The organism is Paracoccus shanxieyensis (assembly GCF_009711265.1).
In the GTDB taxonomy this organism is placed as follows: Bacteria; Pseudomonadota; Alphaproteobacteria; order Rhodobacterales; family Rhodobacteraceae; genus Paracoccus; species Paracoccus shanxieyensis.
Genome location: NZ_WMII01000004.1, coordinates 223070 through 236764, shown reverse-complemented (window position 1 = coordinate 236764; position 13695 = coordinate 223070). Strand labels below are relative to the sequence as shown.

Annotated in this window: 13 protein-coding genes; 6 read left to right on the top strand and 7 right to left on the bottom strand. The window is 65.4% G+C overall.

Features of this window, described 5'->3' with window-relative positions:
* Positions 1–7 precede the first annotated feature (7 nt).
* Complete coding sequence (gene polA, locus GL284_RS06295) at positions 8–2812, top strand: DNA polymerase I (protein WP_155043743.1); 2805 nt, start codon at positions 8–10, stop codon at positions 2810–2812.
* Between the two features lie 17 nt (positions 2813–2829).
* On the opposite strand, the gene GL284_RS06290 is transcribed toward polA, so the two are convergent.
* Positions 2830–3660 (bottom strand): universal stress protein, encoded by an 831-nt coding sequence (locus tag GL284_RS06290; RefSeq protein WP_155043742.1) that lies wholly within the window; start codon positions 3658–3660, stop codon positions 2830–2832.
* Positions 3661–3890: 230 nt separating this feature from the next.
* Complete coding sequence (locus tag GL284_RS06285; protein WP_230382915.1) at positions 3891–5519, bottom strand: D-alanyl-D-alanine carboxypeptidase family protein; 1629 nt, start codon at positions 5517–5519, stop codon at positions 3891–3893.
* Between the two features lie 303 nt (positions 5520–5822).
* Between GL284_RS06285 and clpS the strand changes: the two genes are divergently transcribed.
* Genes clpS through GL284_RS06270 form a run of 3 tightly spaced genes read left to right on the top strand, consistent with a single transcriptional unit; the run spans position 5823 to position 7970 of the window.
* Positions 5823–6137 (top strand): ATP-dependent Clp protease adapter ClpS, encoded by a 315-nt coding sequence (clpS, locus tag GL284_RS06280; protein ID WP_155043740.1) that lies wholly within the window; start codon positions 5823–5825, stop codon positions 6135–6137.
* Between the two features lie 4 nt (positions 6138–6141).
* A complete protein-coding gene (locus tag GL284_RS06275; RefSeq protein WP_155043739.1) occupies positions 6142–7161 on the top strand; it encodes a class I SAM-dependent methyltransferase in 1020 nt (339 codons plus the stop codon).
* Positions 7158–7970, top strand: a complete 813-nt coding sequence (locus GL284_RS06270; RefSeq protein WP_155043738.1) for an SDR family NAD(P)-dependent oxidoreductase — start codon at positions 7158–7160, stop codon at positions 7968–7970. The genes GL284_RS06275 and GL284_RS06270 overlap by 4 nt, the downstream gene beginning before the upstream one ends.
* On the opposite strand, the gene GL284_RS06265 is transcribed toward GL284_RS06270, so the two are convergent.
* Positions 7967–8386 (bottom strand): hypothetical protein, encoded by a 420-nt coding sequence (locus GL284_RS06265; protein WP_155043737.1) that lies wholly within the window; start codon positions 8384–8386, stop codon positions 7967–7969. The two genes, GL284_RS06270 and GL284_RS06265, sit on opposite strands and share 4 nt — an antisense overlap.
* 102 nt (positions 8387–8488) lie before the next feature.
* Here GL284_RS06265 and hemF point away from each other — a divergent pair, with 102 nt between their 5' ends.
* Positions 8489–9349 (top strand): oxygen-dependent coproporphyrinogen oxidase, encoded by an 861-nt coding sequence (gene hemF / locus GL284_RS06260; protein ID WP_155043791.1) that lies wholly within the window; start codon positions 8489–8491, stop codon positions 9347–9349.
* Positions 9340–9906: a histidine phosphatase family protein gene (locus GL284_RS06255; protein WP_155043736.1), complete on the top strand. Its 567-nt coding sequence runs from the start codon at positions 9340–9342 to the stop codon at positions 9904–9906. Before hemF ends, GL284_RS06255 begins: the two co-directional genes overlap by 10 nt.
* On the opposite strand, the gene GL284_RS06250 is transcribed toward GL284_RS06255, so the two are convergent.
* From GL284_RS06250 to GL284_RS06235, 4 genes are all read right to left on the bottom strand, one after another.
* Entirely contained in the window at positions 9903–10451 is a 549-nt protein-coding gene (locus tag GL284_RS06250) for a sugar O-acetyltransferase (protein WP_155043735.1), read from the bottom strand. The two genes, GL284_RS06255 and GL284_RS06250, sit on opposite strands and share 4 nt — an antisense overlap.
* Positions 10448–10807 carry an SUF system Fe-S cluster assembly protein gene (locus tag GL284_RS06245; protein WP_155043734.1) on the bottom strand — a complete coding sequence of 120 codons (360 nt, stop codon included), beginning with the start codon at positions 10805–10807 and terminating at the stop codon, positions 10448–10450. Before GL284_RS06245 ends, GL284_RS06250 begins: the two co-directional genes overlap by 4 nt.
* An 88-nt stretch (positions 10808–10895) precedes the next feature.
* On the bottom strand, positions 10896–11639 hold the full coding sequence (locus tag GL284_RS06240; RefSeq protein WP_155043733.1) for a MipA/OmpV family protein: 744 nt from the start codon (positions 11637–11639) through the stop codon (positions 10896–10898).
* Between the two features lie 103 nt (positions 11640–11742).
* Positions 11743–13587: an ABC-F family ATP-binding cassette domain-containing protein gene (locus GL284_RS06235; protein ID WP_155043732.1), complete on the bottom strand. Its 1845-nt coding sequence runs from the start codon at positions 13585–13587 to the stop codon at positions 11743–11745.
* Positions 13588–13695 lie beyond the last annotated feature (108 nt).

Sequence of the window (13695 nt, the reverse complement as noted above, 5' to 3'; positions counted from 1 at the left end):
GACAGGCATGGGTGAGGCATTCGGCAAGGGGCACCATCTGCATCTGATCGACGGCTCGGCGTTCATCTTTCGCGCCTATCATGCGCTGCCTCCCCTGACGCGGCGGTCGGACGGGGTGCCGATCGGGGCGGTGGCCGGGTTCTGCAACATGTTGTGGAAATACATTCAGGACGGCACGGGCAGCGATGCGCCGACCCATGCAGCGGTGATTTTCGACCATTCCTCGAAGACGTTCCGCAATGAGATCTATCCGCTTTACAAGGCGAACCGCCCTGAGCCGCCCGAAGATCTGCGACCGCAATTTCCGCTGACGCGCGAGGCGACGCGGGCCTTCAACATCGCCTGTATCGAGACCGAGGGCTATGAGGCCGATGACATTATCGCCGCGCTGTCCTGTCAGGCGCGCGATGCGGGCGGGCGGGTGACGATCATCAGTTCGGACAAGGATCTGATGCAGCTGGTCGGCGGCGGCGTCGAGATGCTGGACCCGATCAAGGGCAAACCCATAGGCCCCGACGAGGTGCGCGAGAAGTTCGGCGTCGGCCCCGAGCGGGTCATCGACGTGCAGGCGCTGGCCGGGGATTCGGTCGACAACGTCCCCGGCGCGCCGGGAATCGGCATCAAGACTGCCGCGCAACTGATTGAGGAATACGGGGATCTTGAGACCCTGCTGGCGCGCGCCAGCGAGATCAAGCAGCCCAAGCGCCGCCAGACGCTGATCGATCATGCCGAGCAGATCCGCATCTCGAAGCGGCTCGTCGAGCTGGACTGCAACACGCCGCTGGATTTCGGGCTGGAGACGCTGGAGGTCCGCGATCCCGATCCCGAGGGGTTGCTGGAGTTTCTGAATCGGATGGAGTTCCGCACCCTGACCAATCGCGTGGCCGAGCGCTTTGGCACCGAGCCGCCGCCCGCGGTCGAGGTTGCGGCAGCGGCCGCCGAAAGCAAGGCCGATCTGCCCGCCATCGACCGGTCCGGCTATGAGATCATCCGCGACGAGGCCGCCCTGAGCCTGTGGCTGGCCGAGATCACCGAGAAGGGCCAGGTGGCCATCGATACCGAGACCACCGGGCTGGATGAGATGCAGGCCGATCTGGTGGGGGTTTCGCTGTGCACGGGGCCGGGGCGGGCAGCCTATCTGCCGCTGGGCCATGTCAGCGAAGGGGCGGCGGGCGATCTGTTCGGTGCGCCCGCGCGGCTGGACGGGCAGATGGAGATGGCCCGTGCGCTGGCGCTGCTGAAGCCGGTGCTGGAGGATGCGGCCACACTGAAGATCGGCCAGAACATCAAGTATGACTGGAAGATCCTTGCCCGGCACGGCATCCGCATGGCGCCGGTCGAGGATACGATGCTGATGTCCTATGCCCTGAATGCGGGCGATCACAATCACGGAATGGATGAGCTTGCCGACCGCTATCTGGGCCATCGCTGTATTCCGATCAAGGACCTGATCGGCTCGGGCAAGTCGCAGATCGGCTTTGCCGAGGTGCCGATCGCCAAGGCCGGGGAATATGCCGCCGAGGATGCCGAAGTGACATGGCGGCTGTGGCATCATTTCCGCCCGCTGCTGCCGAAAAACCGTGTGATGACCGCCTATCAGCTGCTGGAACGGCCGATGGTTGCGGTGCTGGCCGATATGGAGATGACGGGCATCCGCATCGACGCCGATCACCTCAAGCGCATGTCCAGCGCCTTCGCCCAGAAGATGGCCGCGCTGGAGGCCGAGATCCACGAACTGGCCGGCGGGCCCTTCAATGTCGGCAGTCCCAAGCAGCTGGGCGAGATCCTGTTCGAGCGCATGGGCCTGCAGGGTGGCAAGCAGGGCAAGACCGGGGCGTTTTCGACCAGCGCCGATGTGCTGGAGGATCTGGCCGCCGAGGGGCATGATCTGCCCGCCCGGGTTCTGGACTGGCGGGCGATTTCCAAGCTGAAATCGACCTATACCGACGCGCTGCCGCAGCATGTGAACCCCGAGACCGGGCGCGTTCATACCAGCTATTCGATCACCGGCGCGCAGACCGGGCGTCTGGCCTCGACCGATCCGAACCTGCAGAACATCCCGGTTCGGACCGAGGAGGGGCGGCGCATCCGGCAGGCCTTTGTCGCGGGGCCGAGGATGCGGCTGGTCAGTCTGGACTATAGCCAGATCGAGCTGCGGATTCTGGCGCATGTTGCGCAGATCCCGGCATTGAAACAGGCGTTCCGCGACGGCATCGACATTCATGCGATGACCGCCAGCCAGATGTTCGGCGTGCCGATCGAGGGGATGGATCCGATGATCCGCCGCCGCGCCAAGGCGATCAATTTCGGGGTGATCTATGGCATCTCGGGCTTTGGGCTGGCGCGCAATTTGCGCATTCCGCGGGCCGAGGCGCAGGCGTTCATCGACACCTATTTCGAGCGTTTCCCGGAAATCCGCGCCTATATGGACCGCACCGTGGCCGAGGCCAAGCAGGACGGCTATGTCCGCACGCTGTTCGGGCGGCGGATCATGACGCCGGGCATCAACCAAAGCGGCCCGGCGGCAGGCGGTGCGCGCCGCGCCGCGATCAACGCGCCGATTCAGGGGGCGGCTGCCGACATCATCCGCCGGGCGATGATCCGGATGCCCGCCGCCATCGCCGACCTGCCCGCAAAGATGCTGTTGCAGGTGCATGATGAACTGGTCTTCGAGGTCGAGGAGGGCGCGGTCGACACGCTGATCGCCGAGGCCCGCAAGGTCATGGAAGGCGCGGCCGCACCCGCCGTGCAGCTGGACGTGCCGCTGGTCGTTGACGCAGGCACGGGCGCAAGCTGGGCCGAGGCGCATTAGCGCCCCGGCCCTGCGGGTCAATGCGCCATCAGGATGGGCACTTCCGCCTTTTGCAGCATGTTGCGGGTGGCGCCGCCCAGAAACGCCTGCCGAAAGCGCGAATGGCCATAGGCGCCCATCACCACCATATCGGCGCCGATCTCGATCACGCGACGGGACAGGATGTCGCTGATCTGCGGCAGGGTGCGGGCCAGCACGGCGATTTCGGCCTTGATGCCCTGACGGACCAGCATCTGGCACAGGGCGGCACCCGGCTCGGCGCGTTCGGGATTGCTGGGTGAGGGGTCGACGACCGTGATCTCGACCGCATCGGCGGCCTGCAGCAGCGGCATGGCACGGCGCACGGCATTCAGCGCCTCATTGGATTGGTCCCATGCGATCAGGATCTTTTTGCCGCAGGGCTTGTCGAGCGTCTGCGGCACGATCAGCACCGGCGCGGTGCCTTCGAACAGCGCGGCTTCGGTGACAGCCTCGGCATCCGGCGTCGCGTCCTGCGCATAGGGCAGGTTCAGCACCACCAGATCGGCATAGCGCGCGCGCATCCCGACCAGCGTGGACAGGCCCCCGACCTGGGCCACGGCCGAGTCGACCGACCAGCGGATATCCTGCGCGGCAAGATGCGCGCGGACCTCGGCCTCAAGCGCGCTGGCATCGGTCATGGCCTTGTCGATGGATTCCTGAAAGACATAGGCCGACGCACCGGCATAGTAATAGCCGCTTTGCGTGTGATCCACGCCCAGACAGAACACGTCCAGATGCGCATCCTGACGTCGGGTCATGGCGATGGCGGAATCCAGCAATGTGGTCTGGCTGCGGGTCAGAACGGTCAGGATCGACTTGTAGCCCATGGTGTCTCCTCTGGCGGCGCGCGCGCCGGACGGTTTCCGTGCCGGTCCGGGATGCGTCGCCGCCCCCCAAGGCACCGGCTTCACGTTCAACGCATTGCTGCGGCTTGCGGTTTCGACATGCGGCGCAGGCCCGAATGCGTGGGCTATGGCTGCTGTTTGACTTGGCCACCGCCCAAAAGAACACCGCCCGGAATCTCCGGGCGGCGCAATGGGGTCAGTTGTCGCAGGGCCTAGGGGCCGACGACGGTGCAGTCCTGCTGGCGGGCGCCAAGGCGACCGCAGGCCAGTTCGGCGGTTTCGCGCGACATGCCCGTAAAGCCCGGCTCGAAGCCGCGGCGGGTATTGGCGACGCTGCCCGAGGCCGCGCCAAGCGCGCCGCTTTCCTGCAATTCGGCCTTCAGCAGCGCATTCTGCGCCGCGACCTGCGAGGTATAAAGGCCCAGCGAAATGCCATAGCCACGCGCCCCGCCATTGCGGCTGACGACATGCGTGGCCGCCGTATCGGCCGGATCAACAGGATCCAGCGAAGTCAGGATGATCGCATCCTGACGCGGAGCAGGGGCGGGGGCCTCAGTCAGCGCCATGCGCGGTGCGGGCTGGGCGTCCTGTGCCTGAGGCGCGGGGGCCTGCAGCATGAAAAGCGATGCCTGCGGCTGCGGGCTGGCCGCATCGTCGCTGCGCGGGGCGGGCGTCGGGCGATCCGATTCCAGCAGCGCATCGGCCCCGGCCACATCGCCTTCGGGGCGGCTGGTGGGACGCGCGGTGGCCAGCAGATCCTCGCTGCCCTTGGTCGAAGCCGTGACCGTCGCGCCCGGTTTGCGGATGGGACGCGAGGATGCGGCCAGCGTTTCGCCGTCCCGCACCGCGGCCTGTGCCCGCGAGACCGCTGCCGAAATCGCGGCGGGCGTCACGACGCCTGCGGTCGAGGCCCGCGCCACCGGACGATCCGAGGCCGAAAGCTGCACGGTCGATCCCGCCTGCGCCTGGGCCTGGGCTTGCGCCTGCGCCGGCGCCGAGGGCTGCACCCGCGCGACCTGATCTGCGCGGCGCACGACCTTGCGGGGTTCGGCGACGATCAGCTCGGGCGGCGCGGGCTTGACCTCTCGCGCACGGGTGGGGGCCTTTCCGAAGCCTGCATCCAGAAGCTGCGCCATGACGGCGTTTCTGTGCGCAGTCGAGTTGCCACCCAGAACGGTTGCGATGATCCGCTTGGAGCCGCGCTTGGCCGAGGCGGTCAGGTTGAAGCCCGCCGCACGGGTATAGCCGGTCTTGATGCCGTCCGCGCCTTCATAGCTGTCCAAAAACCGCTTGTTGGTGCTGGAGACCGTGGCAATCCCCGCATCCGCCGAGCGACGCGAGAAGATGTTGTAATATTGCGGATAATCATAGAACAGCCGGCGACCCAGCACCGACATGTCATGCGCTGTCGAATAATGGCCTTCGGCGGTCAGGCCATTCGCGTTGCGGAACTGGGTATTGTTCATTCCCAGCGCCTTGGCCATCGCGGTCATCTGGGCCGCGAATTTCTGTTCCGATCCGGCGATGTTTTCCCCGATGGCGGTGGCCGCGTCATTGGCCGATTTCACGGCGGCGGCACGGATCAGATAACGCAGCTCGATCCGCTGGCCCGCACGCAGGCCCAACCGCGATGGCGGCTGCGCTGCGGCATGGCTGGAGACCAGAAACTTGCTGTCCAGCCGGACCTGACCGCGTTCAATGGCGTTGAAGGCCATGTAAAGCGTCATCATCTTGGTCAGCGAGGCCGGATGCAGCCGAGTATTCGCGTTCTGCGAATAGATCTCGTTGCCGGTGCGCGCGTCCATGACATAAGCCGCGAAAGGTGCCGCGGCGACGGACATGGGGATCGCCCATGCAAATAGGATCATCAGTCCGAGTCGGACGTTTTTGGTGATTCTGCTCACTGTCCCGGTCTCTTCTGCCTCAGAGGATCCGTTCAATATGCGGACCCTTCGTTAATAAACCGACAATATCACGGCTCAGGCGACACGGAAACCTTAACTTTGCCGCATTTTCGCCTATTTCTCGTATTGGTTGTGCTGGGTCGCGATCCGGCGTGGCAAGCAGGGCTTACATCCCGATGGAAAAGTCCTATATTCTTGCCATCGCAACCATTCGCCGCAGGCCTCGTGACAGATCCGCATATGACCAATCCCGATGATCGCGAGGATGTCGATCTGGCGGTCAAGACCAAGCCGCGCACCCAGCGTCCGCCGCTTTACAAGGTCTTGCTGCTGAACGACGATTTCACGCCGATGGAATTCGTCGTGCATGTGCTTGAGCGCCTGTTCAAGATGACCCATGCGCAGGCGATCGAGATCATGCTGACGGTTCACCGCAAAGGCGTGGCCGTGGTCGGCGTCTTCTCGCATGAGATTGCGGAAACGAAGGTGGCGCAGGTGATGGAACTTGCACGCCGCCAGCAGCATCCGCTGCAATGCACCCTGGAAAAAGAGTAAAAAATTGGCTGGTTCCCGTCTGGAACTCGTTTTCGGCGATACGCCGCCCGCTGGCCGTTTGCTGGTGCTGGGCGCAGATGCCGACAGCGATTTGTCCCATTTCGACGCCGCGCAGATGCAGATCGTGCAGCGGCATTATCCCGAATTCGCGGCGCTAAAGGCGCGCGGCTTTGATGTCGCGACCGCTGCCACGGGCGATTTCGATCATGCGCTGGTGTTTCTGCCGCGTGCCAAGGCCGAGGCCCATGCCCGCATCTCCGATGCCGCGTCACGTCTGCCCTCGGGCGCGGCGCTTTGGATCGACGGGCAAAAGACCGATGGCGTCGATGCGATCCTGAAGGAAATGCGCGGGCTGGCCACGGTCGATGAGCCGCAGTCGCGCGCGCATGGCAAGATCTTCCGCGTCACCGTCGGCGCGCCCGGCTGGCTGCCCGCCGACTGGGCCGACCGCGAAATTCAGGCGGCACCCGGCTTCGTGACGCGGCCGGGCGTGTTTTCCGCCGATGGTCCCGATCCCGGCTCGGTCGCGCTGCTGCAGCATCTGCCGGAAAAGCTGCCCTCGCGCATGGTCGATCTGGGCGCGGGCTGGGGCTGGCTGTCGGCCGAGGTCCTGAAACATCCCGGCATCGGCACGCTGCATCTGGTCGAGGCCGACGCCTTGGCGCTGGACTGCGCGCGCCGCAACGTGACCGATCCGCGCGCCCAGTTCCATTGGGCCGATGCCCGTGATTTCCGCCTGCCCGAGCCGGTGAACGGCGTCATCATGAACCCGCCATTCCATCAGGGCCGCACCGCAGATCCCAAGCTGGGCGCGGCCTTCATCCGCGCCGCCGCCGGTCTTTTGACCGGGGCAGGGCGGCTGTGGATGGTTGCGAACCGGCATCTACCCTATGAGGCCGTGCTGCGCGACCATTTTGGAGATGTATCGGAACTGGGGGGCGACAACCGCTTCAAGATCCTGACGGCGACCGGCGCGCGCAGGAATGCTGCCCGGCCGGGTGCTGCGAAAGGACGCCGCAGATGAGCTTTTCCGTGCAGGGCCGCAGCGCCATCGTGACGGGGGCCGCAAAAGGCATCGGTCTGGCCATCGCCCGCCATCTGGAAGAGGCCGGCGCCCATGTCGTCTTTGCCGATAGCGACGAAGCCGCGCTTGAGGCCGAACTGGGCAGTGCCGCCTGGACCGAGGGGCCGGTGCGTGCCTTCGCGGGCGATCTGGGGCAGAAGTTGACGCTGGCCAATCTGGTCTCGGCCACGATCGACGCCTTCGACCGCATCGACATTCTGGTAAATGCGCATCGCATGGTGCAGTTCTGCGACCCGCTGGCGGTCAATGATGAATTGCTGGGCGACATGCTGCGCGAGAACATGATCTCGGGGCTGAAACTGTCGCAGATGGTCGCCAGACGCATGGTGGCCCAGGCCGAGGCCGATCCTGAAAACGAAGCGCTGCAGAACGGCGCCATCGTCAATCTGACCTCGCTGGCCGCTGACCGGCCGCAGCCGCAGATGCTGGCCTATTCCATCGCCAGCGCGGCGCAGGCGCAGGCCACGCGGTCGCTGGCCATGGCGCTGGCCCCCCGGCGCATCCGGGTGAATGGTGTGGCCTTCGGCTCGATCATGTCGAACCAGTTGCAGATGAGCCTGCGCGAGGATCCGCAATTGCGCGACAAGCTGGTGTCGGCGACGCCCTTGGGGCGCATCGCCGGGGCGGATGAGCTGGGTGCGACGGTGCAATATCTGGCCAGCGACGGCGCAGCCTTTGTGACCGGCCAGATCCTGCGCGTCGATGGCGGGCGCAGTCTGGGCGATGCCGTGGCTCCGGCGGCGTTTTAGCCTTGAGCGGCATCCTCGGGATAGGCGGCCTTGCAGGCATCGACCGCGCGCGCCGCAGGGCGTGACAGCGCCGTCTTGCGGGCCTCGAGGTTGTCGCGTTTGCGGGTTTCGGCCGCGGGGTCGATCGGCACGCGATACCGTTCGGTGTCCACGACATCGCGCAGGCAGGACCGATACAGCACCCGCCGCTCACCATCCTTGCCGCGCACGACATAGGGGCAGTCATCCCATTCGGTGCGGGTGATCTGGCGTTCTTCCCACGCATATCCGCGCGCCAGATTGCCCTCGACCTCGGCCAGAAGCCTTGCGACGGTGCGGTATTCACTGGTGTTGCGGCTGATGCAACGCTCCTGCGGGGTGCCGCAGGCTGCGACAATAAGCACAGGCAGAAGTCCGATCAGGATGTTGCGGGGCATGGTGCGGATCTCTAGTTGTTTCAGGCAAGCATATGTCCGGCACAAGCGGCGGGCAAATCACGAAAAGGGCCGGGGAGCATGATGGGGATTATGACGGGTGACATGCAGATGCAGGCGGAACGTGAACAGGCTGCGGCGTGGTTCAGGACGTTGCGCGACCGCATCGTTGCGGCATTCGAGGCGCTGGAGGATGACGGCCCCCGCGATCTGCCCGCCGGACGGTTCGAGGTGAAGCCGACCCAGCGCGGCGAAGATGGCGGCGGCGGGCTGATGTCGGTGATGCGCGGCGGGCGCGTCTTTGAAAAGGTCGGCGTGAACTGGTCCGCGGTGCATGGCACGCTGGGGCTGGCCGCGCAGCAGGCGATGGCCGCGCGGGGCGTGCCGGGGATCGGGGATGATCCGCGGTTCTGGGCCTCGGGGATCAGTCTGGTGGCGCATATGCGCAACCCCTATGCCCCGGCGGTGCATATGAACACAAGGATGTTCTGGACGCCCGGCGCCTGGTGGTTCGGCGGTGGAACCGACCTGAACCCTTGCCTTGAACTGCCTGAAGATACGCAACATTTCCACGATACGCTGCGGCTGGCCTGCGATCCGCACGGCCCTGATTACTATGACCGCTTCAAGGCCTGGGCGGATGAGTATTTCTTTATCCCGCATCGCGGCCGCGCGCGGGGCGTCGGCGGGATCTTCTATGACGATCTGAACACCGGCGACTGGCAGGCCGATTTCGCCTTTACCCATGCCGTGGGCGAGGCGTTTCTGCCCGCCTTCCTGCCCCTGGCCCGTCGCCGCATGGACCAGCCATGGACCGATGCCGACCGCGAGGCGCAGTTGATCCATCGCGGGCTCTATGCGGAATACAACCTCGTCTATGACCGGGGCACCAAATTCGGTCTGGCGACCGGCCATGACGCCGAGGCCGTGCTGATGAGCCTGCCGCCGCTGGCGAAATGGGTCTGAACCTGCCGGACCTTTACCTGCTGCGTCACGGCCAGACCGAATGGAACCGGCTGGGGCGGCTGCAGGGCAGGCTGGATTCGGCCCTGACCGATCTGGGCCATGCGCAAGCCACGCGGCAGGCCGAACTGGTCGCCCGGTTGCCTGCGCAGATGGCGCGGTTCAGCAGTCCGGCGGGGCGGGCGGTGGCAACGGCGCGCATCGTCTTTGGGCCGAGGCCCTTTCTTCAGGACGCCCGCCTGCACGAGATCGATATCGGCGATTTCACCGGCGCGACCGAGGCCATGCTGCGCGCGGATCACCCACAGCTTTTCGCCGATGGCGGCATCGCATGGTATGACCGCGCCCCCAAGGGCGAGGGGTTCGCGGCGCTGGAGGCGCGGGTGCGCGATTTCCTGACCGATCTGCGCGGCCCGGCGATCATCGTGACGCATGGCATGACGCTGCGCATGCTGATTGCCGTCGCGACCAAACGTTCCGCCGCGCAGATGGACCAGATCCAGATGACACAGGGCGCGCTGCACCATATCGGCGCAAGCGGGCACAGGATCCTGCGTTAGCCTTTGGCTGGCATCGGGCGGGCGGGGTTGCCGACGACCGTGGCCCCTGCGGGCACGTCGCGCGTGACGATGGCCCCCGCGCCGATGATCGCGCCATCGCCGACGGTCACGCCGGGCAGAATGATCGCGCCGCCGCCGACCCATACATCATCGCCGATGGTGATGGGCTTGCCCCATTCGACGCCTGCCGCGCGTTCCTTGGCATCGCGCGGGCGATCCTCGGTCAGAAGCTGCACGCCGGTGCCGAACTGGCAACGCGCGCCGATCCTGATTTCGCAGATATCCATGAAGAAGCAGCCGAAATTGACAAAGCAATCCGGGCCGAAATGAATGTGCTTGCCGTAATCGACATGGAAGGGCACGCGCACCACCGTGCCGTTCCATGTGCCCAGCATCTGCGTCAGCAGGCGGGCGCGGGTCTTGTCGCCGATGATCGTGGCATTGTAGTCGCGCATCAGGCCCTGAGCGGTCCTGCGCATGGCGACCAGTTCTCCGTCGCCGGGGGCATAGGGCCGCCCGGCCAGCATATCTTCGCGTGCGGTCAAATGAACCCAAGCTCCAGTCGGGCCTCTTCGGACATCATGTCCATGCCCCATTGCGGCTGAAAGGTCATCTCGACATCGACCTGCTTGATGCCGGGAACGGCCTCGACGGCATCCGCCACCCAGCCGGGCATCTCGCCTGCGACGGGGCAGCCCGGCGCGGTCAGCGTCATGACCACGCGCACGGCGTTTTCCGGGTCGATGGCGATGGTGTAGATCAGGCCAAGGTCAAAGATGTTGACCGGGATTTCCGGGTCATAGACCGTGCGGCACGCTTCCACGACATTGTCGTAAAGCGGATGTTCAGTCGTGGAGGGCGCGATCAGCGGATCGCCTTCCTGCAAATTCTCGGTGCTCATGCGTGGAGTCCTGTAGATGCTTGACGCATATATAGGACCGTCGCCCGTCAGGGTCCAGACCGCAACCTGCGGGCGCGGTCCTGCCGGGTCAGAAGCGGAAATTCAGCTGGCGTGCGACACCGATGCTGATCGAGGGCTGGTTCTTGTCCTCGACGATCGGGCTGTCTGCGGCATCGCCCAGCAGACGACCATAGGTCACCTTGCCCATGACCGAGGTTTTCGGCGTCAGCATATAGCGCGCCTCGACCGACAGATTGGCGGCATAGGCACCGCCTTCGGGATCATAGGCCGCGAAATTGCTGGTCAGCGCCTCGGAATCGGTGATGCCGAAATAGGTGCCGGTGAATTTGTCATCGCCCAGTTGCAGCTCGGCCCCGGTCCACAGGGTCAGCTTGTCATTGGGCTGGTAGCGATAGCGGGTGCCGATTTCACCGGCCACGCCCTCATGCCCGCCAAAGCCTTTGCGGATCGTGCCATAGCTGCTGAACGGGCCGGTCACATAGTTCAGCCGCAAGCCGACCTCGCCCGCCGCGTCGATATTGTCGAGCCCGGTCAGACGGTCATAGTCGCCACTGTCGCGTTCGCCCATATAGCGCAGCGACGGCGTGATCGAGAAGCCCTGCTTCTCGCCCTCGGGCGTGCCCAGCGTGATGTTTTTCAGGATGAACCAGGGCGAGGCGTCATTGTCGCCCGACCCCATGTATTCCGGGCTGTAGCTCATGCCCAGACCCGCATCCAGCGTCACCTGATCCACGTCCATGAACGACTGCGCCATGGCGGGCGCGGCCAGCAGGGACGATGAGATCAGCGCAAGGGCAAGCAGTCGGGGCATCAGGGGATCCACTTAATATCTGGCTTCGACCAATGGGCGATTCGCTGCTGTGCGGCAACCCAACAATGACATATCGCGCATCAAAAAGCTGTAGCTGTGGCTTTCAGGCGCGCTCGGCCGCGTCCAGCTTTTCCAGCGCCGCCATCCACAGGCTTTCGGCACGTCCCATCGCCTCGGTCGCCTCGGCATGTTTGCGGCCGTAGGCGCGCACGCGGTCGGGGTCGTCGTAGGTGTCCGGGTCCGCCATGATCGCGTCCAGCTTTTTCAGCATCTCGGTCAGCTTCTCGATGCGTTCCTCGGCGCGACGGGCATCGGCCCGCAGCTCAAGGATCTGATCGCGCGAGGGCTTCTTGACCGCCGGCTTTTCCGGCTTGGCCGCGGGCTTTTCGTCACCGCTCAGCAGCATCCGGCGGTAATCGTCCAGATCGCCCTGCCACGGTTCGACCGCGCCCTGATCGACCAGCCACAGCCGGTCGGCCACCAGCGACAGCAGGTGCATGTCGTGGCTGACCAGCACCACGGCGCCGGTATAGTCGTTCAGCGCCTCGGTCAGCGCCTCGCGGCTTTCGATATCAAGGTGGTTCGTCGGCTCGTCGAGGATCAGCAGATGCGGCGCGTCGATGGTCGCCAGCAGCAAGGACAGCCGTGCCTTCTGCCCGCCCGAAAGCTGGCCGACCCTGGTTTCGGCCTGCGCCTCCATCAGCCCGAACCCGGCCAGCCGCGCCCGCAACCGGGGCGGCGCTTCGTTCGGGCGCAGACGGCGGACATGGGCCAGCGGCGTTTCGTCCAGTTCCAGCTCATCGACCTGATGCTGCGCGAAATAGCCGATGCGCAGCTTGCCCGAGCGGTTGATGCGCCCTTCCATCGGCTCCAGCCGGTCGGCCAGCAACTTCGAAAGCGTCGATTTGCCCTGACCGTTGCGGCCCAGAAGCGCGATGCGGTCGTCCTGATCGATGCGCAGGTTCAGCCGGTTCAGCACCGCCCGCCCGTCATAGCCGACCGACAGCCCGTCCAGCGAGATGATGGGCGGCGACAGTTGATCGGGCTGCGGGAAGGTGAAGCGGTGGAACTTGGCCTCTTCTGGGGCGGTGATCGGCTCCATCTTGGCCAGCATCTTGACGCGGGCCTGTGCCTGAACGGCCTTGCTGGCCTTGGCGCGGAAACGGTCGACAAAGCTTTGCAGATGCGCGCGCCGGGCCTCCTGCTTCTTGGCCTCGGCGGCTTGCAGCGCCCGCTTTTCGGCGCGTGTGCGGGCAAAGGTGTCATAGCCGCCGGTGTAAAGCGTCAGCTTGCGGTCTTCCAGATGCAGGATATGACCCACGGCGCGGTTCAGCAGATCGCGGTCGTGGCTGATGACGATAACGGTATGCGGATAGCGCTGCAGATAGCTTTCCAGCCACAGCGCGCCTTCCAGATCCAGATAGTTGGTCGGTTCGTCCAGCAGCAGCACATCGGGCTGCGAAAACAGCACGCCCGCCAGCGCCACACGCATCCGCCAGCCCCCGGAATAATCGCTGGTCGGTCGGGCCTGATCCTGCGTCGAAAAGCCCAGACCCCGCAGGATGGTGGCGGCGCGGGCCTCGGCGGACCATGCGTCGATATCGGCCAGCCGGGTCTGGATCTCGGCGATGCGGGTGGGATCGGTGGCCGTCTCGGATTCGGCCATCAAGGCGGCGCGTTCCTCATCGGCGGCCAGCACGGTGTCCAGAACGCTGACCGCGTTGCCCGCCGCTTCCTGCCGGACGCCGCCGATGCGGGCGCGGCTGGGCAGGCTGATTTCGCCGCCGTCAAGGCCAAGCTCGCCCCGGATCAGCTTGAACAGCGTGGTCTTGCCTGCGCCGTTCGGGCCGACAAAGCCGATCTTGTGGCCTTCGGGGATCGAGGCCGAGGCGTGTTCAAACAGCGGGCGGCCCGCAATGGAATAAGATATGTCGTCGATGCGCAGCATGATGGCCCCCGCATGGCGCAAGGCGCGCCGGGCGTCAATGCCGCTGCCGCTTTTCTTTGCGGCTGCCCCATGCTAACGGGGCGCGGATTCCCGTACCATGGGGTTCGG